This window comes from Lentzea guizhouensis (assembly GCF_001701025.1).
GTDB lineage: Bacteria > Actinomycetota > Actinomycetes > Mycobacteriales > Pseudonocardiaceae > Lentzea > Lentzea guizhouensis.
The window spans coordinates 962,527-985,908 of record NZ_CP016793.1 but is presented as its reverse complement, the minus strand read 5'-3'; the positions used below and the strand labels follow the sequence as shown (position 1 = coordinate 985,908).

Here is a 23,382-nt window from a genome sequence, read left to right as displayed (position 1 = left end):
GTGTCCACAGTGGCCAGCGGTTCCATCCCCATCTACATGCGCGCCGGCACCGGCGCCGAGCACGAGATCGGCGCCGTGACCTTCGACGGCACGGGCGCCGAGCTCGACCGCCGGTTCGTCGGGCAGCTGCTGCGCGCGGCCGCCGACGAGCTCGATCCGCCCGAGCCCACCCCCGAGCGACCCGGTGAGCGGGCGCAACAGTCCCCGCGTGACCGGCAGGTCCGCACACCTGGGAGGAACCGATGACCAGCAACCGCGTGTGGCTGCGGGGGTTCGCCGTCCGCGCTGACGACGGCACCACCGCCGAGGAAGGGCCGATCCCGTTCGTCGCGGCGAACGAAGGTCGCATGGCCGACGGCATCGACCTGCGAATGGACACCGCCGACCTCGCCCGGTTCGCGGCCAACCCGGTCGTCATGTACGGGCACGACTACTGGGGGCGCCAGGCGCTGCCGATCGGCCGCGCGCCGACGACTCGCGTCGACGGCACCCAACTGCTGACCGACCTCGAGTTCGACCTCGACGACCCATTCGCCGCCGACGTGGACCGCAAGATCCGCCGCGGCTACCTCAACGCAGTGTCCATCGGGTTCAGCGCCTACGACATCGGCACCGACGGCGTGCCCGCGCGGTGGGAGCTGTTCGAGATCTCCGTCGTGCCGCTGCCGATGGACCCCGGCGCCACCGCCGCGGACGGCCGCGACGGGCGCTCGGCGCTCACGCTGGCCCGCTCGGTGCTGGAGGCGCGCGAGCTCGTGCGCCGCGCCGACGACGGCTTGCTGCGCGAGGCAGCCGAGCTGCTGGGCGGCCTCGGTGACCCCGGCGCCGGCGCGCGCAGCCCGCCCCGGTCGAGCCGCCGACGTTCGACCGCAACATCGCGGCACGCCGCCGCCTGTTCGCGTCCGGCCTGTAACGACCGGCCCACCGCCGCCCCTGGCTGGGCGGCTCGCACCACCGAACCCCTTGCCGTACGTCACGGAGGCCCTGGCCGGTCCCGCGCTGACGGCTGCCCACAACACCCCTCACAAGGAGGAGGCACACCGTGCCGGACATCAACGACCTGCGGCAGCAGCGCGCCAACCTGGCCGCTCAGGCGCGAGCCATTCTGGACACCGCGCAGAACGCCAGCCGCAGCATCACCGCGGACGAGGAGCAGACGTTCGACCGCCTGATGGCGGACGCCGACCGGATCGACGCGACCATCGCCCGCGAGGAACGCGCCCGCGAGCTGGAGCGCCAGATCGCCGGCACCACGCCACCGGCCCGCGGCGACGGCTCCGGTGACGACAACCCGGACGAGGCGCTGCGGGGTCGCGCGTTCCGCAACTTCGTGGTCGGCGGCCGCAACGCGCTGAGCCCGGACGAGGCCCGCGCGCTCAACATGGGCAACGACCCGGAAGGCGGGTACCTGGTGGCCCCGCAGCAGTGGGTCAACCAGCTGATCCAGGCCGTCGACGACCTGGTCGTGCTGCGCCAGCTCGCCACCGTCGAGACGCTCAACGAGGGCGAGTCGCTCGGCGTGCCGACGCTGGAGACCGACCTGAACGACGCGGAGTGGACCAGCGAGATCGGCACCGGTTCGCAGGACGACGCGCTGCGGTTCGGCAAGCGGGAGTTCCGCCCGAACCCGCTGGCCAAGCGGGTGCGGGTCTCCCGAAAGCTGCTGCGCGCCGCGGCCCGCGACCCCGAGGCCATCGTGCGCGAGCGCATGGCCCACAAGTTCGGTGTCACGTGCGAGAAGGCGTACATGACCGGTGACGGCAACAAGAAGCCGCTCGGCCTGTTCACCGCCTCGACCGACGGCATCTCGACCGCGCGTGACGTCAGCTTCGGTACCGGTGGCGCGATCCCGCTCACGCCGGTGTCGGGTGACCAGCTGATCGACGCCAAGTACACGCTCAAGTCCGCGTACTGGGCCGAGGCGCGGTGGCTGTTCCACCGCACGCTGATCGCGACGATCCGCAAGCTCAAGGGGTCGACCAACGACACCTACCTGTGGCAGCCGGGCATCTCCTCGGACAAGCCGGACACGATCCTGGACCTGCCGTTCGTGGTCAGCGAGTTCGTCCCGAACACGGTGTCGGGCAACAACTACGTCGGCATGCTCGGTGACTTCCGCAAGTACTGGATCGTCGACGCGCTCAACATGGAGGTCCAGCGCCTGGTGGAGCTCTACGCCGAGACCAACCAGGTCGGGTTCATCGGCCGCCTGGAGACCGACGGCATGCCGGTTCTCGAAGAGGCGTTCGTGCGCCTGAAGGTCCCGGCCTAGTCCGGCATCCCTGACGACTCCACACAGGACGGAGAAATCCTCATGTCGAGGACCGACATTCGCAACAGCGTGAGCGTGGCGCAGACCCTGCGCCCCGCCAGCCAGGCCGACCCGGCGGTGCCTGTCAACGGCATCGGCGTCGACCTGGCGGGCTACGACGCCGCGGTCGTGGTGATCGACGCCGGCACCATCGCCGGTGCCGGCGCGACGCTGACGTTCGAGGTGCAGCACAGCGACGACAACGCGGTCTTCACCGCGGTGCCGGACGCGGACCTGGACGGCACCGAACCGGTGATCGCCGCGGCGAACGACGAGGCGGTCTACGAGGTCGGCTACAAGGGCATCAAGCGCTACCTGCGCGTGGCGATCACGGCCAAGGCGGGCACCACGCCCACCATGCCGTGCTCGGCCACCGTGGTGCGCGCCAAGCCGCGCAAGCTGCCCAAGTAGCCCTACCCCCTTGCACGCGGGCTGGGAGCGCGCACCGGCGCTCTCAGCCCGTCCGCGCACGTGGATAGGAGGTACCGGTGCAGCGCATCCGAATGAAGACACTCTCGGCCACACCCGAGCGCAGCCTGCAGCCCGACCAGATCGCGGTGCTGCCCGACGCCGAGGCCCTGGAACTGATCGTCAAGGGCTTCGCGGTCCCCGTCGACCGCCTGGGCAACGACGTTCACGTTCCCGCCGAGCAGCTCGCCGCGCTGCGCGACGAGCTCGACGCGGGCCTGCTGACCCTCCCCGATGAGCCCGACGACGGCGACGGGGACCGGGGCGACGGCGACGGCCAGGGCGACGGCCAGGGCGACGGCCAGGGTCAGGGCGACGGCCAGGAGCCGCCGGCCGGGCAGGGCACCGCGTCGACGGCTGAGCCGACCGAGGAGCCGGCCACCGAGCTGGACGACGCCGAGGCCAAGGCCAAGCGCGTTCGGCGCAGCCGGAGGACCTGATGGCCTACGTCACGCCCGACGAGCTCGCCGTGTGGATGGGGCTGGGTGAGCAGATGCCGACCGCCCAGGTCCCGCGCGCCGAGCTGCTGCTGGGCGTGGCGCAGGGCCTGGTCGACGACGAGCTCGGCCAGAACCTGGAGGTAGCGACACAGACGACCGTGCTGCGCGGCACCGGCACCTGCGAGCTCGTGCTACCGCGGTGGCCGGTGCTGGCCGTCGCCAGCGTCCAGGTCGAGGGAGACACGACGCCCCTCGTCGACGGCACCGACTTCACCTGGGAACCGAGTGGTGTGCTGACGCGCAGGTGCGGCGTGTGGCCGTGCGGCAAGCGCGTCACGGTCGACAGCACGGCCGGCCACAACCCGGTCCCCAAGTCCGTGGTCGGTGTCGTGTGCGACCTGGTGGCGGGCAAGTGGGACAACGCCAAGGGCGGCAAGAAGAGCGAGCGCATCGGTGACTACCAGGTGGCCTGGGATCGCGTGCAGATGTCGTTGTCCACAGCAGACAAGAAGTCCTTGAGCCGGTACACGGCCAACCGATAAGGAGTGTGCCTAATGGCGCTGATCAACTCACAGCGTGCGTCGGTGTCCGCCGGCGTCGAGATCGCATGGACGAACGCCAGCTCCGGCGGCGACGAGGTGCCGTGCGGCGGCGGCCGGATCCTGCTGGTGCGCAACGGACACAGCGCGGCGCAGACCGCGACGGTGTCCACCCCCGGCACGGTGCGCGGCATCGCGATCGGGGAGGTGGCCGAGTCCATCACCGAGAACGGCGGCGTGTGGGTGCTGCCGCTGACCGACGAGTTCCGCAACAGCGTCGGTCGCGCGAACATCACCTACTCCGGCGTCACCGCGCTGCAGGTCGCTGTGATCGAGCCCGACCGCTGATCGGCCGGCCGGTGAGCGAGGACCGGACCAGTCACCTGCGCAACCGGGCGATGGGGCTGTGGCGGCGGACCACAGTCCCTGACGGCGCGGGCGGACACGAGACCATCTGGGTGCAGCAGGGCACCGTGCGCGTGCGGATCTCCCAGCCGACCGGCACCGAGTCGAAGGTCGGCGACACCGAGCAGGGCGAGCTGACCCACCAGGTCTACGACGAGCCCGGCTCGCCGATCCGCCGCGGCGACGAGCTGCGCGACGCCGCCTTGACCCTGCGCGTGATGCGCGTGCTGGCGCCGTCCGAGGCGATCTACCTGCGCGCGGACTGCGAGGAGCAGCAACCCGAAAGGGGGTGAACCCGATGGGCGCCAACCTCAAGGGAGACAAGCAATTGCTGCGCGATGTCGCCGAGCTGCAGAAGAAGATCATCGAGGCAGGCGGGGACGCGGTCGAGGCCTGGGGCGAGGACGTCAAAGGCACCGCGCAGAACCGCGTGCCGATCGACTCCGGCAACCTCGGCTCGGCGATCGAGTCCCGGCCGGACCGCAAGCGGCTCAAGTGCGACGTCGGCGTGTGGGAGGAAGACGCCTACTACGCCGAGTTCGTCGAGCAGGGCACGCAGAGCATGTACGCGCAGCCCTTCCTGGTGCCGGCGTTCGAGCAGCACGCCGACGTCACGCCCTACGCCAAGGGCGCCCTGGCGAAGCGGCTCGACTCGTGACCGCGGAGCTCGCGGTGCAGACCGCGATCCACACGCTGCTCACCGCGGACGTCGAGCTGATGGCGGCGGTGAGCGGTGTCTACGACCAGGTGCCCGAACCGGCGGCGTTCCCCTACATCCGCCTGGGCGACACCACCGAGGTCCCCGACGACAACCATTCGCGGCGCGGATCGCGGGTGACCACCACCCTGCACATCTTCAGCCGCTACCGCGGCAACAAGCAGGGCCTGCAGATCCTCGGCCAAGTCGACCGGCTGCTCGACCGCCAGGCCCTGCTCGTGCCCGGCTACCGCGATGTGTCGTGCGCACGCGAGTTCCACCAGACGCTGCGCGATCCCGACCCTGAGATTCGCCACATCCCGGTGCGCTACCGGCTGTGGCTCACACGAGAGGACCCGTAACGATGGCTGGACTCGACGCGTTCGGCACCCAGTTCCTGACCGGCGACGGCGGCTCGCCCGAGATCTTCACGCCGATCGCCAACTGCACCAACGTCGGTGGCCCGGAGACCGAGCGGGCGACGCACGACGTGACCGCCCACGACAGCCCCGACGGCTGGCGTGAGTTCATCGGTGGACTCAAGGACGGCGGCGAGGTGTCGCTGGAGCTGCACTACGACCCGCGCGACCACGACGCCCTTTACGAGCACTACGAAGACAGCCAGCCGCGCACCTACCGCATCCTGTGGCCCGAGGGCCTGGGCGGCTGGCAGATCAAGGCCGTGATGACCGGTTTCTCCTCGGAGGCGCCGTTCGACGACAAGCTCTCGGCCGAGGTGACGTTCAAGGTCTCCGGCAAGCCCACCCTGCTCGTGTGAGCCTCGCGCTCGCTGACCGCGCGTTCCTGGCGGCCGTCGCCGTCACCGTCCTGATTGGAGCCTTGATGAGCACCCTGTTGTCCCGCGACGAGATCCTGTCTGCCGTCGACATCACCACCGAGGACGTCGACGTCCCGGAGTGGGGTGGCCGCGTGCGCGTGCGCGGGCTGACCGGCACCGACCGCGACCGGTTCGAGTCGGCGATGTTGAACCGCAACGGCAAGGGCAACGCCCGTCACCAGGTCAACACCGATAATTTCCGTGCCCGCCTGGTCATGGCGTCCGTGGTCGACGAGGACGGCCGGCGCATGTTCAGCGAGCGGGACGTCCGGGCGCTGGGCGAGAAGTCCGCGGCGGCGCTGGACCGGGTCATGACCGTGGCGATGCGGCTGTCCGGGCTGACGCAGAAGGACGCCGACGAGCTTGAGGGAAACTGAGGGCCCGGCCGGATCGGCAGTTCTACTTCCGGCTGGCCGGGCACATCGGTGGCATGACGGTCAAGGAGCTTCTCGCGCGGATTGACTCCAGCGAGCTCGTCGAGTGGCAGATCTACGAGCGGATGACCGGCCCACTCGGTGCCGGCCGCCACGACTACCTGACGGCGATGGTCACCAGTGCGGTGGTCAACTCCCAGCGTGGCAAGAAGCCGCCCGTGGCGTTGAAGAAGTTTGTGCCCCAGTGGGAGCGGCCGACGCTCACGCCGGCCGAGATGTTCGCGCGTATTCGCGAGATCAACAACGCGCTCGGCGGCATCGAGCGGCCGATCGAAGACGGGTTCGACTAGTCGGACCCGGCTGACGCGGGAGGGGGTGCGCGGTGGCCACCCTCGCCTCCCTGATGGTCTCGCTCGGCCTGGACCCCAAGAAGCTGCGCAGCGGCGCGGCCAAGGCGCGCAAGTACGTCGACGGCGTGCGGGCCGACGTCGAGCGCACCAACGCCGTGCTGTCCAAGATGGAGGCGCCGATCGCGGCGCTGGGCAAGGTCGGCAGCCTGGCGTTGCTGGCCAAGGGCGCCGTCGTTGCCAAGGCCGCGGTCGCTCCGCTGTCCGGGGCGCTGTTCGCGCTGCCCGCCGCGGCCGGTGTCGCGGTGGGCGCGATGGCCACGGTCAAGATGGCCACCGCCGGTGTCGGCGAGGCGATGGACGCGCTCGCCTCGGGTGACGCCGCGGCCGCGCAGGAGGCGCTGAGCAAGCTCTCCCCGGCGGCGCGGTCGTTCGTGCGCGAGATGCACGCCACCAAGCAGGCGTTCAAGCCGGTCCAGCAGATGGTGCAGCAGCGCTTCTTCGACCGGCTGGGCGGCGACGTCTCTGCGGTGGCGAAGGGTCACCTGCCTGGGCTGCGCGCCGGCCTGGGCGAGACCGCCGGCCAGCTCAACGGCCTGGCCCGCGAGGCACTCAACGCCTCGAACACCCCGTTCATGCACGGCGTGGTCGCCGACGTGCTGGCCCGCACCGCGAAGGTGATCGGTCTGTTCAAGCCGGCCGTGGGCCCGGCGGTCACGGCGATCGGCGCGATGGCCAAGGCCGGGATGCCGCTGGTCGAGTCGTTCGGGGCGTGGGCGGCGAAGGGCCTGCAGGCCAAGGCGGCGTTCCTCGGCACGGCCGAGGGGGCGACGTGGCTGGACCAGAAGGTCGCTGCGGCGCAGACCACGATCGGGCAGCTCGTCGCGATCGCCGGCAACGTGCGCGCGGTGCTGTCGGGGCTGTTCGGCCCGGCGAACTCCGGCGGCACGAGCCTGCTGGCGATCGTGCAGAACCTGACCGCACGGATGGCGGCGTGGGTCAACAGCGCGTCCGGTCAGGAACGCATCGCCCAGGTCTGGGACATGATCACCCAGGCCGGTCACACGATCGTCGAGGTGCTGCCGCTGATGATCGGCCCGCTCGGTGTTCTGCTGGGCCTGCTGTCCAGCATGGACCCGCAGACTCAAGCGGTCGTGGCGTCGGTCCTGGCGTGGTCGGTCCTGCTCGGTCCGCTCGCGGGCAAGGTGATCGCGCTCGTGTCCGCGCTGGTGCAGATCTACCGCGCGGTGCCGGCGGTGTGGGCGATGGCGAAGGCGATGTGGTCGGGCATCACCACGGCGGCGTCGTGGGTCGCCACGCACACCGCGGCGGCCGCCCGCACGGTTGCCGCGTGGATCGCGGCCAGCGCCCGCACGGTGGCCTCCCTGGCCGTGATGGCCGCACAGTTCGTGGCGCAGGGCGCGGTCATCGCCGCGAGCATGGCGGCGCACGTCGCGCGCGTGGTCGCGGGCTGGGTGCTGATGGGTGTCCAGGCGCTGGCCAACGCCGCGCGCATGGCCGCGGCGTGGTTGATCGCGATGGGCCCGGTCGGCTGGGTGATCGCCGCGGTGATCGGCCTGGTCGCCCTGATCATCGCCTACTGGGACGAGATCGCTGCCGCGACGGCCGCAGCGTGGGAATGGGTGTCGAACGCCGTCTCCTCGGCGGTCGACTGGGTGGTGAACTGGGTCAAGAGCAATTGGAAGCTGTTGATCACGATCATCCTCGGCCCGCTTGGTGCGATCATCGCGCTGGTGGTCGCCCACTGGGACCGAATCAAGAGCGCGTTTCAGTCCGGTGTGGACACCGCGATCAGCATCTTCCAGTGGCTCGGCCGCCTCCCCGGCATGGTGGGCGGCTGGTTCCGCGGCATCTACGACGCCGCGGTCGGCAAGGCCCTCGAACTCGTTTCGTGGCTCAACGGCCTGCCGGGCCGCATCCTCGGTGCGATCGGCGACCTGGGCTCGCTGTTGCTGGGCGCCGGCCGCAGTGTGATCGACGGCCTGCTGCGCGGCATCTCCGCTGGTTTCCAGAAGGTGAAGGACAAGCTCAACGAGCTGACGAACCTCCTGCCGGATTGGAAGGGCCCAGCGGTCGTGGACGCCCGGATCCTCACCCCGTCCGGTGAGCTGATCATGCAGTCCCTTGTGGACGGTTTCAGCCGCGGGCAGGCACAGGTCGAGCGATATCTGGAGGGATTCACCGCCGGTATCGGTGAGGTCAGCATCCCGACACCGCGAGTGCCGGGCCTGTCAATGGCAGTCAGCGGCGCGGCGCCCGCGGCCGAGCAGCGACGCGAACGTGCGCTGGTGCACATCGACAACTACCACCCGCCCGCCGACGCGTCGCCGCACGAGGTGGCGGAAGACCTTGACTGGTTCTCCCGAGGGGGTGGCTGATGATGGCGGCCGGGGACCTGATCACCGTCACCGACCCGACACAGACGCAGGTCGAGTGGCGGGGGCTGCTTCTGGGCCACGGCACCCGCTACCGGATGACCGGCCTCGAAGGGTGGGTCGACTCCGACGACATCCGCGACGGCGACGTGGAGCTCGACAACGAGCATGGTGCCCACCCAGGTCAGCTGCTGCTGGCGCGCAAGGTGGTCACGTTCGAGGGCCACATCGCCGGACCGTCCGGGTTCACCGACGCGGTCAACGAGCTACGGCGCGTGACCACCCAGTCGGAGAACCCGGACGAAGAGCCGCTCGTCGTTCACACCGCCGGCATCAAGGCCATGGTCAACGCCCGCTGCGTCGGGCGGATCATCCCGCAGCACCTGGAGTGGATCAGCGGGTTTACCCGCATCGTCCTGCGGTGGCGGGCAACCAACCCGCGGATGTTGCGGCTGCCGCAGCTGGCGCCGGTGGCGTCGCCGCCGGTGTCCGGCGGCGGTGGCCTGATCTTCCCGCTGGTGTTCCCGTTGCGGTTCGGCGGTGCCCCGTCGGGCGGCGAGCTCGTGCTGGCCAACGACGGGCACGCGCACGCACAACCGGTATGGCGCATCACCGGCCCGTGCGTCGGCCCGATGATCACCAACGCCGACACCGGCGCCCGGCTGTGGTTCGAGCCGGACTTCGCACTGAACAGCGGCGAGCGGCTCGATCTGTCCACAGAGGACAAGTCGGTGCTCTACGCCGACACCTCGCCACCCGTCTCGCGCAGCAACCAGCTCGCGGTGCGCGAGTGGTTCACCCTGCCGCCCGGCACCTCGACGCGCGTGCGGTTCGACACCGTCGACGGCAACGGCACCTTGACCTGCCTGTATCACCACACCGACCTGTGAGGAGGGACCGACCGTGGGAGAGCGTTACTCGTGGGCTGTCGGCATCGACGAGACCGAGGGTGTGATCACGGTCGAGGACGCCCGCCTGGCGATGAGCGCGTTCTGGACCCCGGCCGGCCAGATCGTCTCCCGCTCCGGCGTCGTGCCCGCCGCGTCCGAGCCGGGCAGGGTCACCGCGACCACGCCCACCCCGAACGGGTTCGTGCACATCGCGCCGTTCCGCGCGGTGCTGCAGTCCGTGCGTGGCGGTGGCACCTACAACGTGTGCCTGGACTCGGTGAAGGACATCAACATCCTGTCCACCCCGGCCGACCCGTCCAACCCGCGCATCGACCTGATCGTCTGGCAGCAGTCCGACACCTACTTCGGCGACGCCAACAGCAACTTCACGGTGCGCCACGTCGTCGGGGCCGCGGCGCCGGTGCCCGTCGACCCGGCCGTGTCGGGCAGCACGGACTACATCATCCGCGCGCGGGTCACCGTCCCGGCCGGGACGACCGATATCGAGCAGGCCGACATCGCCAACGTCACCTTGCCGTGGACCGTCGCCACCGGCGGGCTGCTGCCGATCCGCACTCAGGCCGAGCGGGACGCGATTCTGCTGCCCTACGAGGGCATGCCGATCTACCGCACTGACCGGGACTGGGTCGAGATCTACGACGGCGGCGCGTGGCGCGTGCACGGCGTTGCGATCTGCACGAGCGTGGCGGATCGCAACGCGGCGATCACCCACCCGCGCACGGGTCAGCTGACGATGATCACCGACATCGACTGTCTGTGGCAGTACGACGGCGCGACGTCGGCATGGGTGCCGATCGGCGGCGGCGTGCCCCAGGCACAGTTGCGGCAGACCGCTACCCAGACCCTCACCACCGGGGTCGGTGCGCCGATCAACTTTCAAGTCGAGGACCGGGACAACTTCGCCGGCCACGACAACGTGACGAACAACTCGCGGTACACCGCGCAGGTGCCCGGATGGTATGAGCTCAACGGTGGCATCGCGTTCGCCGCCTCCGGAGTCGGCGCCCGCGTCAGCCAGTGGAACAAGAACGGGGCGATGATCGACGGAAGCGATCTGGCTTTCCCGAGCGCTGGTGCCGGCCTGGCTACGCGCATCCCCGCGCGGACAACCCAGGTGCAGCTCGCCGCCGGCGACTACGTCCAGCTGGTCGGCTTCCAGGACTCCGGCGGTCCTTTGGACACCTTCACGGGTGGCGGCGTCCGCTCGTCGATGAGCGTGAAGTTCGTCGGCACCTGACCACCGCGCTCGCGACGTCACCCGCCGAAGGGAGATGGTCCTATGGCGCTGCCGGTGTACCGCTACCAGATCGCCGACCTGGCGACCAACCGCATCCTGGAGGACGTCCGCCTCACCGGGGTCAGCTTCAACAAGCCCCTCAACGGCAGCGGCCGGTTCGACGCCACGTGGAAGCTCGGCGCGAAGACGCGACACCTCGACGCGTACGACCTGACGATGCCCACCCGCCGGTGCATCTACGCCTGGCGCGACGACCGGCCGATGTGGGGCGGGATCATCTGGACCCGCAAGTACTCCTCGACCAGCCAGACCGTCACGATCGGCGCCGGCGAGTGGTGGTCGTACTTCGACCACCGCGCGGTGCTGCCGCTGCTACCTGCGTCCCCTGGGATCTTCGACCTCGCCGGGCTCGCGGCGCCGTCGTATGCCGGCATCGACCAGAACCAGATCGCCCGCAACCTGGTCGCCCTGGCGCAGTCGCACACCGGCGGGGACATCGGCATCCGCCTCGACCTGGACACCACCACATCGGGCCAGCTGCGCGACCGGACGTACCCGCCGTACAAGCTGTCCAATGCCGGCGAGATGTTGCGCAACCTCACCGGCGTGATCGGTGGCCAGGACATGGTGTTCGACGTCGCCGCGAGCTCCACCGGCGCGGCCGCACCGGACCGGGTGCTGCTGCAAGGCACACCGTGGCTGGGCCAGCAAGGCAGCTCCCACGTGTGGGAGCTCACCGGATCGGCGACCTCCTACGAGTGGGACTCCGACGGCACTCGCATGGCCACCCGCGCGTACGCGGTCGGTGAAGGTGTCGACCTTGGCACGCCGATCGCCGTGTCGGAGGACAGCAGCAAGTACGCCATCGGCTTCCCGCTGCTGGAGCTGGACACTTCCTACGACGGCGACGACCCGGACGTGCTCGGCGCCCACGCTCAGGGCGACCAGGAAGCGGCCCGCCTGCCCGTGGTGCTGCCGCGGTTCGTGGTTCGCGGCGACGTCCCTCCCACCGCGGCGGACGTCAGCCGTGGCGACGACGGCCGCCTGATCATCCCGGCTGGCGACTTGTTCCACCGGCGCGGGTGGGACGGACCGGTCCGCGTGGTCGACATCAAGTACAGCCCGAGCGCATCGGCCGAGCGGCTGGAGATCACCGCGGCGCCGATGCTCGACGACGTCGCGTAAGGAGGCTCCGTGGCGCAGACCAACCGGCCCACGAACGTGCTCGACCGGATCAAGCACATCGAGGCCGAGCTCAAGCGGCTGCGGTCCTCGATCGGCTTGAGCTCGGCCACCATCACCCGCGGTGGGCTGACGTTGTTGAACGACGCGTTCCTGCGCATGGTCGACACGGATGAGACCGAGATCGTCTACATCGGCCCCGACTCGCAGGGCAGGCAGATCATCCGCATCCGCCGCGAGGGCGGCGGCGACGTCATGTGGACAGGGTTCTCCGTTGCGGGCAACCAGTTCTGGCGCCTGACCGACCGTTTCAATCGCGAGATCATCAGCGACGACACCGAGGTGGGCGGGATCGCGCGCCCCTGGCTGGCGATCCCGCTCTACCCGAAGTTCACCATGGCGGCGAGTGCGGTCCACTCCTACATGAATCTGCCCGTGGCATCGGTGGTGACCGAGACGACGCTGTGGGAGGGCCGCATCCCGATGGTCACCCACCCCTACATGGTGGTGAGCGGCATCTTCGGCCAGGCCACCGGCAGCAACACCAGCACCTACCGGCTCAAGGTGAACGGCACGACGGTGGGCACCTGGGCTGAAACCTCGGTGGTCAACGTCAACCGTGGCCCGTTCTACGTCGCGGCCAGCCTCAGCCAGTCGAACGTGCCGGTGACGATCACCGCCGAGGCAACTGGCAGCGGCAACATCGGCTGCCAGGTCTACAGCCTGTATCAGCGGCAGACCTGATCAGGGACAGATCTCGCGGCCGTTGGGGAAGTTGACCGGGTCGGAGTCATCCCAGTAACACGGGGCGGGCGGCGGCGGTGGCGCGGCAGTCTCGCCGGACGGGACGGGCTCGTGCGTCCACGTGGGGCCAGGCGGCGGCGTCTCGGTCGGCACAGGATTGTTCTGTGGTGGCTGTGGTGCGTTCATCCCGCCATTGTTTCCCGTCGCAGGCTGCTGCGGCACTACCGGCATCGGCGCCTGTGTCGGCGCAACGGGCGTGGTCGGCGCAACGCTCGACGAGCTCGTCGTCGACACGGTGCTCGACGACGAGCTCGTCGGCAGCTGCTCGGTCCCGGCCGGCGCGTCCCCGCCACCAGACGCCAACGCGAACGCGATCCCTCCGCTGAGCAGCAGCGCGCCCAGCGCGCTGGCCGTCACCACGGCCGCCTTCCTCTTCACGAACAACCCCCTGCGCTTCGGGTCGCCCTGCGGCGACGTCTCACATGTCTATCGGCACAGACGACGCCCAGCGCTACGCCTCGTTCCAATTTGTCCCCAATTTGACCCCTTTGGAGGAGGTGGCGGGTGGAGCACATCGCAGCGCTGCTCGACTCCGTCGGTGGCCTGGTGCTCGCCGTCACCGGACTGCTCGGCGCGCTCGCCGGGTGGCGCCGCACCCAGCGCACGGAACGGCCGGCAGCAGCGCAGGGCGGTGCCGAGCGCGTCGCCCAGGCGCTCGCCGAGGCCGCGGCCGACGGCGAGGTGACGCCCGACGAGATCGCCGAGGCGCTCAAGCACTTGCAGGACCCCGACAACCCCAACGACCGCCGAGGAGGTGAGCAGGGGTGACCGCCGACGACCGGATCAGCACGGCCCTGCACCAGGCAGCTGAGGACGCGCGCGACCGCAAGGGCCACCGCTGGATGTGGGCGGGCCTGCTCGTCGTCCTCGTCGGCGTGGTGTGGCTGACCTACGCCAATCTCAGTCACACCAACGAGATCAGCACCCTCGAACAGCAGCAGCGCGCCGCCGCCGAGGCCGCGCAGACCCTGGCCGGGCAGGTCCGCGAGCTCGGCGGCACGCCGCCGTCCAGCCGCCGGCTCCCGGCGAGCGCGGCGAGCAGGGCACGCCCGGCCGCGACGGCCAGCCCGGTGCGAACGGCAGGGACGGCGTCACCCGGCCTGCGTGTCCGAGCCCACCCAGTGCCGCGGCGCGCCTGGTCAGGACGGCCAGCCCGGTGCGGACGGCAAGGACGGAACCAACGGCACCAACGGGGTGGACGGCAAGGACGGCAAGGACGGGGTCGACGGGCAGCCCGGCCGCGACGGCGTGCCGCCGACGGGCTGGTCGTGGGTCGACGGCGACGGCCGCACCCAGTCCTGTGCTCGCGACGCGGGCAGCCCGGACACCGCGCCGACCTACACGTGCACCGCGGCGTCGACCGGACCACCGGGCACCACCACCAGCGCGGCGCTTCCGCCGCTGCTACCGACCTCGACGAGGTGATCCCATGCAGACACGCATCATCCAGCGGACCCAGTGGGGAGCTCGGCACGACGACGGGTTTCACGACCGCCGGCTACCGGTTGACGAGTGCTGGTTGCACCACTCGGTCACGATCGCCCCGGACCTGGTGACGCCGTGGACCGACGACTACGCCGCCGTGCGCACCTTGGAGGACATCGGCGAATCGCGGTTCGGCCGCGGGATCTCCTACACCTACGCGATCACCCCGGCCGGGTTGGTGTTCCAAGGGCACTCGGCGCACCGGTCCGGCGCACACACGTTGAACCGCAACGACATCGCGGTGGCCATCGTCTGGGTGGGACGGTACGACACCCGCGAGCCGACCGAGGCGCAGATCCGTGCCACCGCGTGGCTGCTGGTGCAGTGCAAGCGGGACGGCGTGCTGCGCCGGGCCCGGATCGACGGCGGTCACGGGCAGGCGCCCGGCCAGTCCACCGACTGCCCCGGCGGGTACGGCCGTGCGGCCATCGCCCGCATCAACCAACTCGCGGCGCAGTACGAGCGCGGCGAGATCGACCTTTCCATCAAGGAGGACGACGTGACGGCAGCAGAGGTGTGGACCACGCCGGTGCCGAGCCACAGCACCCCCAGCTACGCACCGCCAGCACGCGTGTGGCTGACGACCAACGCGGCCAAGCTGGAGCGCCTGCAGGCCTCGGTCGACAACATCGCCGGCGCGCTGACCGAAAGGCACTCGGAGCTGCTGGCCGCGGTGCGCGAGGGCCAGGACGAGACCACGCCGACCGACTACGAGCGGCTGGGCAAGAGCATCGCGGCGAACCTCCCGGCACCCAGCGGCGGCATGACGCCGCAGGACCTCGAGCGCGAGCTCCTGGAGTTGTTCGGCCGCATCTACAACCTGGGCGGCGTGGAGCGCTCGCCCGGATCGGAGGTCTGACTCATGAGCACGATCGACATCAACGGCCGACCCCGCCCCATCCTGGAGCAGGTCAAGACGGTCGGCTCGGCGGTCGCCCTGGCGGCCTCGGTCGTCACCAGCCTGGTCGGCTGGGGCGTCTTCACCGCGGCGCAGGGCGACGCGCTCACCGGCCTGCTCGGCGCCATCCCCGGCGCGGTCACCCTGGTCGGCGCGGTCGTCACCGCGTTCCGCGTCGCGCGGGCGGCCGAGCCGTTCGTGACCCCGGTCGAGGACCCGCGTGACGACAAGGGCCAGGCGCTCGTGCCCGCGCCGACCGAGGGCGGCGTGCACCGCATCACCAAGCCCTAGCCACACATGACACAGCCCCCGTGCACCGGTTCACACCGGTGCACGGGGGCTGTCTGTCGTTGTGTCGGCTAGCCGACAGGCTGCCCTGGCTGCTACAGCCCTTCCGCTTGGGCGCGGAGCCGCTCCGCCACCTCGGCGCCGGTCAAGACCTCGTCCGGGTGCTTCTCGAACTCCTCGGCTGCTCGACGCAGCGCGGACTGCTTGCCGGGAGTGCGGTCGTCCTCGACTGTCACGGTGTTCCCTCTCGCGTTCTAGGGCTTCTTCGGCTGGGGCTTGGGCGGCGCGGGCGGCAGGATGTCGCCGTCCTCGTTCCACGGGTAACCCTCACCCATCTGCAACGTCATTTCGAACCTTCTTTCCGTCGGTCGTGACTGGCAGTACGTACTGACGCGGCGCCAACCCGTCCGCCCAGAACGCTTCGAGGTGCGGCTACTTGGTGGTCTCAGGTTCGGGAGGACCGGGGTCGTCACCGGTGGCGAGGTCGACGACGGCGCTCAACCCGTTGGCAGTGGCGTTGTCGCCCTGCAGGGCCGCGTCGACCGCTTGGCGCCGGATCTCCGCCAGATCCTGCTTCTCGGCCATCAGGTGCACGCCAGGTTGTTCGTGACCTGGGCGTCCGGCGGGCACAGCTCCAGCTGCGCGATGTCGACCTGAGGGTCGGTGGCCTTCGCCTCGTCGACAACCGCCTGGGCGTGCGTCTTGTCGGACCCCTTAGGGCGCCAGTACGTGGTCTGACAGCTGCTGCAGCGAGCAAGCTGCTTCACGCCCTCGGTGGCGCGCTTGATGGTGGGGCGGTCCTGCCCCCAGTGGTCAGACATGGTGCTCGTCCTCTTGTCGTGAGTGGTTGTCGCAGGTGAGGTAGTGGCCGAGCCAGAGCAGACCGAGGACGAACAGGACGCACGCGAAGCCCAGGACGTGTGCTTCCCAGCTGCCGAGGGTCACGTCAGCTCCTTCCGGTAGTGGGCGCGGTGCCGCGAGGAGAGAGGGCTCGCGGCACCGCGCTACGCCTGGCGCATCAGGACGGCCGGCCCCGTTGGTCGTCGTCCTGCCGCAGCTGCGCCGGGCGCGTTTATGGGGCACGTCCGGCCGAAGCCGTGGTCCGGACGTGCCATGGCGGCGCCAATGCCCAGGCGCCGGGGCTCGACGCAGATGCGGAGCCCAGGTGGTTGATGAACGCGCCGCCGCGAGGTCGGGGGGATGTGCTCGCGGCGGCGCGCCATCCTGGCGCTGCTGGACGCTGCTGCTCAGGAAGCGGCCAGCGGGGAGTGCGCCAGGTCTTGCGACGGTCAGCGTTGCCGAGTGGTGACGGGGCATGGCTGATCACGTCCGTAGGTCGAGGGTGTGGGTCTCGGGTGACTGGCCGAGCGTGTCCCTGGGAAGGAGGCGGCTCGGCCAGTCACCGTTGAGAGGGCCGGAGACACCTGGCGCATCCAGACGGAGCCCGGAAAGGTGGCGCCGACCCACTGACAATGTAGGACTGGACATGTCCAGTCCGCTACGTCTCCGATCGGGTGATGATTTGCGTTCGTGCCGCCGTGGAAGATGTGCGCGTAGGGGTCAAGGAGGAGTCGCGACGTGGCACACAAGAACGCGCATCGGATCGAACTCGGGCGACTGCTCGCGCACTGGCGAGGTCGCGCCGGACTGAGCCCTGCCGCGGTCGAGGCCGAGCTGGGTTGGCACGCGGGGAAGCTCAGCCGGGTGGAGAACGGCGGCCGGAAGGCCGCGAAGACTGAGTTGGAGACGTTGGTTCGGCTCTACGGCATCCCGCCTGGACGGGAGGCTGAGCAGGTGCTGGCGCTCGGTGCGCTTGCCCGCAAGAACGAGGCGCCCGCTCGTGTGGCTGACTTCGCGCAGACCTACGTTGCGCTGCTTCGCCAGGCTGACGAGGTCAGCTACTACGACACCGAGCTGGTGCCGGCGCTTGCCCAGACTGAGCAGACGGCTCGCGCGATTTTGAAGCCGCATCCGGACGTCGAACAGCGCGTCGCCGACAGGATGCGGCGGCAGAGCTTGCTGACTCGGCCTGAGCCGTTGGAACTTCGAATCGTGTTGGGCGAGGCAGCGTTGTTCCGAGAACTTGCAACATCCGCTGAGAATCCCTCGGGTGTAGAGATCCTCCGCGGGCAGTTGGAACACTTGATCGAACTGGGGACGTTGCCCAACGTGCGGATTCAGGTGCTGCCGTTCAAGGCTGGCTTTCACCGCAGCCTTGGCGTCGGCTTCACCATGCTGCGCGTGCCGTCCTCGGACGACAAGTCACCGATTGAGCGGGTCTACATCGAGGGCATCACTGACGGGACCTACATCCATGATCCTGCCGAAATCGTGGAGTATGACGACATCTTCGGCGAGCTACAGCGGCTCGCGCTGGACGAGGCACAGTCTGTCAACATCCTCCGTAGGCGCATCCAGCAACTGACGGAGGAGAGTGATGACTACCGAGGAGTTCGGGCAGTGGAGGAAGTCAACCAGAACACAGGGTGACAACAACTGCGTGGAACTCGCGCACTCCCTGCCTTCGGCACCGGCGCGCACTGTGGGGGTGCGCGACTCGAAGAACCGGACAGGTCCGGTGCTCGTGTTCTCAGCCGCTGCGGCAGAGCGGTTCTTGAGGAGCGCTGCAGCGGGGCTGTTCGACTGAGCGACCGAGGCGGGAGGCTGGTCGCGGTGCGGCTCGGCCTCCCGTTTGACCTGGTGAACGCGCTTGAGCTGCGTAGATAAACCACCCTTTTGTGGGGGCTCGTAACGACGATCGCCTACACGGGGTTCCTCGCCGGGCCGCCGATCGTGGGTGGCCTGGCGCACGTGAGCTCGCTCGTCGTGTCGATCGGGTTCGTGGCGCTGGTCGCCGCGCTGATCATCCCGGCGACCTGGCTGGCGAAACGGGCTACGAGGCAGCCGGCAGGCGTTTGAGCGCCGTCTGGGCGACCGGTTCCAGCAGGTTCGTCGCCTGCAACGCGGTCACGCCCTTCTTGTTGATCGCGACCAGCAACGACTCGTTGCGCGAGGTGGCGATCGTGGCGGTGCACACCATGTTGTCGCCTTCCGGGCCGCAGGACAGCCAGGTGGCGTGCTTGAGCGTCTGGACCTCGGAGCCCTTCTGCCGGTTCTTCGACTCGTCGAACGACCGGTACGGCACGGCGATCATCACCTGGACGTCCTCGTTCATGACGAACAGGCATGAGTTGGGGACTTTTTCGCTCTGCGCGGTCGGCTTGTACTTGGGTGTGCCGAGCGATTTGAGGTCGGCGTCCGTGATGAGCGTGCACGGGTCGATGTTCGCCGTCTTGCGTGGTGTCGCCACGGCAGGACCCGGTGGCAACGGCTCCGCCACGGGTTCGCCCTGGATGCTGTACGAGCAGCCGGCCATGAGGAACACCGCGACCAGCAGGAGGAGAGAACGGCTCACACAGGGCAACACTAGAGGGTGCGTAGTCTCCAAGCCGTGACAATCGAGCGCTCGACCAGAACTGGTCTGATCCCCCTCGTCGTCATCGGCTTCGCGGTGGCGGCGCTCGTCGCCGTCGCGATGAGCGCGCTCTCGCCCAATCCCCCCGCAGGCCTGCTCATCGTCCGCGTGCTCACCGAGACCGGAGCGGTGGTGACGATCGGATCGTTGCTGCTCGCGGCGTTCCTGGTGCCACCACAGCCCTCCGGCACGCTCGCTGCCGACGGGTACGCCGCGGTGCGCACGGCCGGATGGGCCTCCCTCGTGTGGTTGGTCGGCGCAGTGCTCTCTGTGCCGTTCACCACTGCCTCGGCCATCGACCGCCCTGTGTCGTCGTTCACCTTCTCGCAGATGATCGACACGGCGATGCTGCTGGAGCAGTCGAAGGCGTGGGCGCTGACGGCGATCATCGTGGCGTTGCTCGCGCTCGGATGCCGTCTGGTGCTGTCGTGGGCGTGGACCGCCGTCATGCTGTTCGTGGCCATCTTCGCGTTGGTGCCGGTTGCCGTGACGGGGCACTCGTCGTCAGGTGGCTCGCACGACATGGCCACGAACAGCCTGTTGTGGCACCTCGTCGCCGTGGTGCTGTGGGTGGGCGGTCTGTTCGCGTTGCTCGCACATGGCCGACGTGGCGGCGCGCACCTGCCGCTGGCCGCGACGCGGTTCTCGAAGCTGGCACTGGTCTGCTGGATCGTCCTGGCGGTCTCCGGCGTGGTGAACGCGCTGGTCAGGATCACGCCGGCCGACCTGGTGACCTCCACCTACGGCTGGCTGACGCTGGGCAAGGTCGCCTGCCTGGTGCTGCTCGGCGTGTTCGGCTACTTCCAGCGCGAACGCGGTGTGAAGGGCGTGGTCGAGGGCCGCCCGGCGGCGCTGTTGAAGCTCGCCGGCGTCGAGGTCCTGCTGATGATGTTCACGATCGGGCTCGCCGTCGCGCTGGCCCGCACGCCTCCGCCGACCGGCAACCTCGAGCTGCCGAGCCGCACGGAGATCGCCATCGGCTACGACCTGGACGGCCCGCCGACGCTGGCGCGCATCCTGTTCGACTGGCGCTTCGACCTGATCTTCGGCACGTTCGCGATCATCCTCGCCGTGCTCTACGTCCTGGGCGTGCGCCGGCTCACCAAGCGTGGCGACAAGTGGCCGGTCGGTCGCACGGTCGCATGGCTGTGCGGGTGCTTCTCGCTCTTGTTCGCGACCTCGTCGGGCATGGGCCGCTATTCGCCCGCGATGTTCAGCGTGCACATGGAAGCGCACATGGTGCTCTCCATGTTGACGCCGATTCTTTTCGTGCTCGGCGGTCCGGTGACGCTGGCGTTGCGCGCGTTGCCGGTGAGCAAGGAGGTGCCGGGGCCACGTGAGTGGATCCTGGCCTTTGTGCATTCGCCAGTGGCACGAGTGCTCACGAACCCGTTCGTGGCGCTGGCGTTGTTCGTCGGCTCGTTCTACGCCCTGTACTTCTCGGGTCTGTTCGAGGCCGCGCTGCCGTTCCACTGGGCGCACCTCGCGATGAACGCCCACTTCATCCTCGCCGGGTACGTCTTCTACTGGCCCGTGATCGGCGTGGACCCCTCACCGAACAAGCTGCCGCCGCTGGGCCGGTTGGGGTTGTTGTTCGCGTCGATCCCGTTCCACGCGTTCTTCGGCGTCATCCTGATGAGCTCGCAGAACATCATCGGCGAGCAGTTCTACCGCGGGCTGGCGCTGCCGTGGGTGCAGAACCTGCTGGAGGACCAGCAGCTCGGCGGCGGCATCGCGTGGGCGGCAGGCGAGTTGCCGCTGCTCGTGGTGATGGTCGCCCTGCTCACGCAGTGGGCGCGGCAGGACGGCCGGGACGCGAAGCGGTTGGACCGCAAGGCCGACGCCGATGGCGACGCCGACCTCGAGGCCTACAACGCGATGCTGAGGAAGATCGCCGAAAAGGGCTGACGGAGCTACACCGAGAGCGGGCGGCGGAACCCGCGGACCGCGAAGAACGCACCGACCACCGCGATGGCGCCGCTCGTGACCAGCGCACCGACCACGCCCGTCACGGGGTGGGCGAGGGCGAGGCTGCGGGCGGCGTCGACCGCGTAGGTCAGCGGGTTGACCTTGGCGATCGCCTGCAGCCAGCCCGGCAGGCCGTTGATCGGCACGAACGCGCTGGACGCGAACATCAGCGGGAACATCGCCAGGAAGCCGACGGTCTGCATCAGCTCCGCCTTGCGCACCCAGGCGGCGATCGCGATGAACACCCAGCTCAGCGCCCATCCCACGACCAGCGCGAGGCCCAGGGCGGCGAGGGTGCCGAGCATGCCGCCATCAGGCCGGAAGCCGAACACCAGCACACCGAACGCGATCATCAGCACGAGCTGGAACGCGGTCCGCACGGCGTCGGAGAGATTGCGTGCCAACAGAACCGTGCTGGGCCTGATGGGCAGCGAACGGAACCGTGCGAGCACACCGTTCGACATGTCCTGCACGAGCCCAATACCGGACGCGAGAGAAGACTGCATCGCGGTGTTCACGAGGATCGCGGGCAGCAGGAAGTTGATGTAACTCATGCCCGGCGGGAAGTTCGCCGTCGACGTGATGCTGCTGAAGATCTGGCTGAACAGCGTCAGCATGATCAACGGCTGCAGGATGCTGAAGAACACCAGCGCGGGCGTGCGCAGTAGTGCGCGCAGAGAACGGCCAGTCAGCACGAGAACCTGTGTCGGGTAGCTGCTGCCGTGCCAGGTCAAAGTCGCCATGATTCCCCCTAGTTCGCGGCGAGCGTGAGGTAGACGTCGTCCAAAGTGGGCTCCTTGAGGCCGATCTCGTGCGCCTCCAAGCCGTTGTCGTCCAACGCGCGCACGACCGTCGCAAGGTCGCGTGACGCGCTGACGGGAGTGGTGAGCGTGAGGCCCTCGGCGACGGGGTGCAGCCCGACCGCGTTGATCGCCCGCACCGCTGTGTCCACATCGGACGCCGACTCGAGCGTCACGGTCACCGTGCGCTGGCCGACCTGGGCCTTGAGCTCGGCGGACGTACCGGACGCGACGACCTTGCCGTGGGACAGCACGGTGATCGAGTGGGCGAGGCGGTCGGCCTCGTCCAGGTACTGCGTGGTGAGCAGGACCGTGGTGCCGTCCGCGACGAGCTTCTCGACGATCTCCCACATCGCGAGGCGGCTCGCCGGGTCGAGGCCGGTGGTGGGCTCGTCCAGGAACAGCACCTCGGGGCGGCCAACCAGGGACGCGGCCAGGTCGAGGCGCCGCCGCATGCCGCCGGAGTAGGTCTTGGCGTTGCGCTTGGCGGCGTCGGTGAGGTCGAACTGCTCCAGCAGGTCGTCGGCGCGCAGGTGGGCCTGCTTGCTGCTGGCGCCGAGCAGGCGGGCGATCAGCACGAGGTTGTCGTGGCCGCTCAGCTGCTCGTCGACGGCGGCGAACTGGCCGGTCAGGCCGATCCGGCTGCGGACGTCGTGGCCCCGCTTGACGACGTCGAACCCGGCGACCCTCGCGGTGCCACCGGTGGGCGGCAGCATGGTCGTGAGAATGTTGACGAGCGTGGTCTTGCCCGCACCGTTGTGGCCGAGCAGGCCGAGGACGGTGCCCTTCTTCGCGGTGACGCTCACGCCGTCGAGCGCGGTCACGTCACCGAACTTCTTGCTGACCTCGTGGGCCTCGATCATGAGCTCACTCATCTGTTCCCCCTTTGAGCGCGCCGTGCAGGAAGAGCTCGACGATGGCGGCGGGTTCGGCGGCGGTCTGGCCGAAGCCCGAGCCCATGCGGTTGGTGAAGACGGCGCCGAGCAACATGCGCGCGGCGAGCTCCGGGTCGACGCGCAGCTCCGCGTCGCCGAACAGACCGGCGACGGCGTCGGACAGCTGCTGCATGCCGATCGGCGGTCCTTTGTGCTTCTGGTGGTCCTCGTCGCGCGGCTGGTAGCCGGACTCGCGCAGGGCGCCGATGACGCCCCACATGCGGTCGAGGTAGCCGCTGAACGAGGCGACTCCCGCGGTCAGCCGCTCCTCCAGCGACACATCCGCCGGGATCGCCGCCAGGCGGGCGACCTCCTCGTCGGAGTGCAGTGCGCGTTGGATGCACGCGTCCAGCAGCTCCGCCTTGTCCTTGAAGACGCGGAACACCGTGCCCTCCGCGATCCCGGCCGCGGCGGCGATCTGGCTGGTGGTGACGTTCGCGCCGGCCTTCAAGACGAGCGGCAGCGCGGCTTGGACGATCGCTTCGCGGCGATCTTCCGGGCTCATCGCGGGGGCGCGGCGGCGGCGTGGTTCCTGTGGCACGCCTCCCACTGTATGAGTGAGTACTCACTCATGTCAATGAGTG

General features: G+C 69.5%; 35 protein-coding genes. 26 read left to right on the top strand and 9 right to left on the bottom strand.

Annotation, left to right across the window (positions count from 1 at the left end; genetic code table 11):
• The 18 genes from BBK82_RS05035 (at window position 1) to BBK82_RS04955 (ending at window position 12,889) form a co-directional block, all read left to right on the top strand.
• Window positions 1-246 carry a hypothetical protein gene (locus tag BBK82_RS05035; RefSeq protein ID WP_154697078.1) on the top strand — a complete coding sequence of 82 codons (246 nt, stop codon included), beginning with the start codon at window positions 1-3 and terminating at the stop codon, window positions 244-246.
• On the top strand, window positions 243-1,172 hold the full coding sequence (locus tag BBK82_RS53745) for an HK97 family phage prohead protease (protein WP_154697077.1): 930 nt from the start codon (window positions 243-245) through the stop codon (window positions 1,170-1,172). Before BBK82_RS05035 ends, BBK82_RS53745 begins: the two co-directional genes overlap by 4 nt.
• Window positions 1,061-2,272 carry a phage major capsid protein gene (locus BBK82_RS05030; protein WP_237048363.1) on the top strand — a complete coding sequence of 404 codons (1,212 nt, stop codon included), beginning with the start codon at window positions 1,061-1,063 and terminating at the stop codon, window positions 2,270-2,272. Before BBK82_RS53745 ends, BBK82_RS05030 begins: the two co-directional genes overlap by 112 nt.
• A gap of 42 nt (window positions 2,273-2,314) precedes the next feature.
• Window positions 2,315-2,722: a Bbp16 family capsid cement protein gene (locus BBK82_RS05025; RefSeq protein ID WP_065913946.1), complete on the top strand. Its 408-nt coding sequence runs from the start codon at window positions 2,315-2,317 to the stop codon at window positions 2,720-2,722.
• Window positions 2,723-2,814: 92 nt separating this feature from the next.
• On the top strand, window positions 2,815-3,219 hold the full coding sequence (locus tag BBK82_RS05020) for a hypothetical protein (protein ID WP_065913945.1): 405 nt from the start codon (window positions 2,815-2,817) through the stop codon (window positions 3,217-3,219).
• Complete coding sequence (locus BBK82_RS05015; RefSeq protein ID WP_065913944.1) at window positions 3,219-3,761, top strand: hypothetical protein; 543 nt, start codon at window positions 3,219-3,221, stop codon at window positions 3,759-3,761. The genes BBK82_RS05020 and BBK82_RS05015 overlap by 1 nt, the downstream gene beginning before the upstream one ends.
• A 12-nt stretch (window positions 3,762-3,773) precedes the next feature.
• Window positions 3,774-4,106, top strand: coding sequence for a hypothetical protein (locus BBK82_RS05010; protein WP_065913943.1), 333 nt, complete (start codon window positions 3,774-3,776; stop codon window positions 4,104-4,106).
• Window positions 4,107-4,117: 11 nt separating this feature from the next.
• Window positions 4,118-4,456, top strand: a complete 339-nt coding sequence (locus BBK82_RS05005; RefSeq protein WP_218920579.1) for a phage head completion protein — start codon at window positions 4,118-4,120, stop codon at window positions 4,454-4,456.
• Between the two features lie 5 nt (window positions 4,457-4,461).
• The gene (locus BBK82_RS05000; protein WP_154697076.1) at window positions 4,462-4,821 is read left to right on the top strand and encodes an HK97-gp10 family putative phage morphogenesis protein; all 360 of its coding nucleotides are present in this window, start codon (window positions 4,462-4,464) and stop codon (window positions 4,819-4,821) included.
• Window positions 4,818-5,222, top strand: a complete 405-nt coding sequence (locus BBK82_RS04995; protein WP_071812529.1) for a DUF3168 domain-containing protein — start codon at window positions 4,818-4,820, stop codon at window positions 5,220-5,222. The genes BBK82_RS05000 and BBK82_RS04995 overlap by 4 nt, the downstream gene beginning before the upstream one ends.
• Before the next feature lie 2 nt (window positions 5,223-5,224).
• Window positions 5,225-5,638, top strand: coding sequence for a phage tail tube protein (locus tag BBK82_RS04990; RefSeq protein WP_065913941.1), 414 nt, complete (start codon window positions 5,225-5,227; stop codon window positions 5,636-5,638).
• Window positions 5,635-6,075, top strand: coding sequence for a phage tail assembly chaperone (locus BBK82_RS04985; protein ID WP_218920578.1), 441 nt, complete (start codon window positions 5,635-5,637; stop codon window positions 6,073-6,075). Before BBK82_RS04990 ends, BBK82_RS04985 begins: the two co-directional genes overlap by 4 nt.
• A gap of 53 nt (window positions 6,076-6,128) precedes the next feature.
• The gene (locus BBK82_RS04980) at window positions 6,129-6,422 is read left to right on the top strand and encodes a phage tail assembly protein T (protein WP_065913940.1); all 294 of its coding nucleotides are present in this window, start codon (window positions 6,129-6,131) and stop codon (window positions 6,420-6,422) included.
• Window positions 6,423-6,454: 32 nt separating this feature from the next.
• Entirely contained in the window at window positions 6,455-8,818 is a 2,364-nt protein-coding gene (locus tag BBK82_RS04975; RefSeq protein WP_065913939.1) for a phage tail family protein, read from the top strand.
• Entirely contained in the window at window positions 8,818-9,705 is an 888-nt protein-coding gene (locus BBK82_RS04970) for a hypothetical protein (RefSeq protein WP_154697075.1), read from the top strand. Before BBK82_RS04975 ends, BBK82_RS04970 begins: the two co-directional genes overlap by 1 nt.
• A 13-nt stretch (window positions 9,706-9,718) precedes the next feature.
• A complete protein-coding gene (locus BBK82_RS04965) occupies window positions 9,719-10,963 on the top strand; it encodes a hypothetical protein (protein ID WP_065913937.1) in 1,245 nt (414 codons plus the stop codon).
• Window positions 10,964-11,005: 42 nt separating this feature from the next.
• Window positions 11,006-12,148: a hypothetical protein gene (locus tag BBK82_RS04960; protein ID WP_065913936.1), complete on the top strand. Its 1,143-nt coding sequence runs from the start codon at window positions 11,006-11,008 to the stop codon at window positions 12,146-12,148.
• A 36-nt stretch (window positions 12,149-12,184) separates the two neighbouring features.
• On the top strand, window positions 12,185-12,889 hold the full coding sequence (locus tag BBK82_RS04955) for a hypothetical protein (RefSeq protein ID WP_154697074.1): 705 nt from the start codon (window positions 12,185-12,187) through the stop codon (window positions 12,887-12,889).
• On the opposite strand, the gene BBK82_RS04950 is transcribed toward BBK82_RS04955, so the two are convergent.
• Window positions 12,890-13,327, bottom strand: a complete 438-nt coding sequence (locus BBK82_RS04950) for a hypothetical protein (RefSeq protein ID WP_154697073.1) — start codon at window positions 13,325-13,327, stop codon at window positions 12,890-12,892.
• 126 nt (window positions 13,328-13,453) lie between these two features.
• Between BBK82_RS04950 and BBK82_RS04945 the strand changes: the two genes are divergently transcribed.
• The 4 genes from BBK82_RS04945 to BBK82_RS04930 all read left to right on the top strand — a co-directional run bounded on the left by BBK82_RS04945 (window position 13,454) and on the right by BBK82_RS04930 (window position 15,623).
• On the top strand, window positions 13,454-13,717 hold the full coding sequence (locus BBK82_RS04945; protein WP_065913933.1) for a hypothetical protein: 264 nt from the start codon (window positions 13,454-13,456) through the stop codon (window positions 13,715-13,717).
• Between the two features lie 336 nt (window positions 13,718-14,053).
• Window positions 14,054-14,374 (top strand): hypothetical protein, encoded by a 321-nt coding sequence (locus tag BBK82_RS04940; protein WP_065913932.1) that lies wholly within the window; start codon window positions 14,054-14,056, stop codon window positions 14,372-14,374.
• Between the two features lie 4 nt (window positions 14,375-14,378).
• On the top strand, window positions 14,379-15,293 hold the full coding sequence (locus tag BBK82_RS04935; protein WP_065913931.1) for a peptidoglycan recognition protein family protein: 915 nt from the start codon (window positions 14,379-14,381) through the stop codon (window positions 15,291-15,293).
• Between the two features lie 3 nt (window positions 15,294-15,296).
• Window positions 15,297-15,623: a hypothetical protein gene (locus tag BBK82_RS04930; RefSeq protein WP_065913930.1), complete on the top strand. Its 327-nt coding sequence runs from the start codon at window positions 15,297-15,299 to the stop codon at window positions 15,621-15,623.
• A gap of 92 nt (window positions 15,624-15,715) precedes the next feature.
• Here BBK82_RS04930 and BBK82_RS49755 read toward each other — a convergent pair whose 3' ends face one another.
• The 4 genes from BBK82_RS49755 to BBK82_RS55690 all read right to left on the bottom strand — a co-directional run bounded on the left by BBK82_RS49755 (window position 15,716) and on the right by BBK82_RS55690 (window position 16,565).
• A complete protein-coding gene (locus BBK82_RS49755) occupies window positions 15,716-15,856 on the bottom strand; it encodes a hypothetical protein (protein WP_154697072.1) in 141 nt (46 codons plus the stop codon).
• Window positions 15,857-16,052: 196 nt separating this feature from the next.
• Window positions 16,053-16,205, bottom strand: a complete 153-nt coding sequence (locus BBK82_RS49750) for a hypothetical protein (RefSeq protein ID WP_154697071.1) — start codon at window positions 16,203-16,205, stop codon at window positions 16,053-16,055.
• Entirely contained in the window at window positions 16,205-16,441 is a 237-nt protein-coding gene (locus BBK82_RS04925) for a hypothetical protein (RefSeq protein WP_065913929.1), read from the bottom strand. Before BBK82_RS04925 ends, BBK82_RS49750 begins: the two co-directional genes overlap by 1 nt.
• On the bottom strand, window positions 16,434-16,565 hold the full coding sequence (locus tag BBK82_RS55690; RefSeq protein WP_257785428.1) for a hypothetical protein: 132 nt from the start codon (window positions 16,563-16,565) through the stop codon (window positions 16,434-16,436). The genes BBK82_RS04925 and BBK82_RS55690 overlap by 8 nt, the downstream gene beginning before the upstream one ends.
• Window positions 16,566-17,198: 633 nt before the next feature.
• Here BBK82_RS55690 and BBK82_RS04920 point away from each other — a divergent pair.
• From BBK82_RS04920 to BBK82_RS04915, 3 genes are all read left to right on the top strand, one after another.
• A complete protein-coding gene (locus tag BBK82_RS04920) occupies window positions 17,199-18,110 on the top strand; it encodes a helix-turn-helix domain-containing protein (protein WP_065913928.1) in 912 nt (303 codons plus the stop codon).
• Window positions 18,058-18,267, top strand: coding sequence for a DUF397 domain-containing protein (locus BBK82_RS47225; protein ID WP_071812528.1), 210 nt, complete (start codon window positions 18,058-18,060; stop codon window positions 18,265-18,267). The genes BBK82_RS04920 and BBK82_RS47225 overlap by 53 nt, the downstream gene beginning before the upstream one ends.
• Before the next feature lie 89 nt (window positions 18,268-18,356).
• Window positions 18,357-18,539 (top strand): hypothetical protein, encoded by a 183-nt coding sequence (locus tag BBK82_RS04915; RefSeq protein ID WP_065913927.1) that lies wholly within the window; start codon window positions 18,357-18,359, stop codon window positions 18,537-18,539.
• On the opposite strand, the gene BBK82_RS04910 is transcribed toward BBK82_RS04915, so the two are convergent.
• Complete coding sequence (locus BBK82_RS04910) at window positions 18,514-19,035, bottom strand: DUF3558 domain-containing protein (RefSeq protein ID WP_065913926.1); 522 nt, start codon at window positions 19,033-19,035, stop codon at window positions 18,514-18,516. The genes BBK82_RS04915 and BBK82_RS04910 overlap by 26 nt on opposite strands.
• 120 nt (window positions 19,036-19,155) lie before the next feature.
• On the opposite strand from BBK82_RS04910, the gene BBK82_RS04905 reads away from it, so the two are divergent.
• Window positions 19,156-21,003 (top strand): bifunctional copper resistance protein CopD/cytochrome c oxidase assembly protein, encoded by a 1,848-nt coding sequence (locus BBK82_RS04905; protein WP_083268711.1) that lies wholly within the window; start codon window positions 19,156-19,158, stop codon window positions 21,001-21,003.
• 5 nt (window positions 21,004-21,008) lie between these two features.
• On the opposite strand, the gene BBK82_RS04900 is transcribed toward BBK82_RS04905, so the two are convergent.
• Genes BBK82_RS04900 through BBK82_RS04890 form a run of 3 tightly spaced genes read right to left on the bottom strand, consistent with a single transcriptional unit; the run spans window position 21,009 to window position 23,339 of the window.
• A complete protein-coding gene (locus BBK82_RS04900; protein ID WP_065913925.1) occupies window positions 21,009-21,806 on the bottom strand; it encodes an ABC transporter permease in 798 nt (265 codons plus the stop codon).
• A gap of 8 nt (window positions 21,807-21,814) precedes the next feature.
• Window positions 21,815-22,738 (bottom strand): ATP-binding cassette domain-containing protein, encoded by a 924-nt coding sequence (locus BBK82_RS04895; protein ID WP_065913924.1) that lies wholly within the window; start codon window positions 22,736-22,738, stop codon window positions 21,815-21,817.
• Window positions 22,731-23,339 carry a TetR/AcrR family transcriptional regulator gene (locus BBK82_RS04890; RefSeq protein WP_237048028.1) on the bottom strand — a complete coding sequence of 203 codons (609 nt, stop codon included), beginning with the start codon at window positions 23,337-23,339 and terminating at the stop codon, window positions 22,731-22,733. Before BBK82_RS04890 ends, BBK82_RS04895 begins: the two co-directional genes overlap by 8 nt.
• Between the last annotated feature and the right edge of the window lie 43 nt (window positions 23,340-23,382).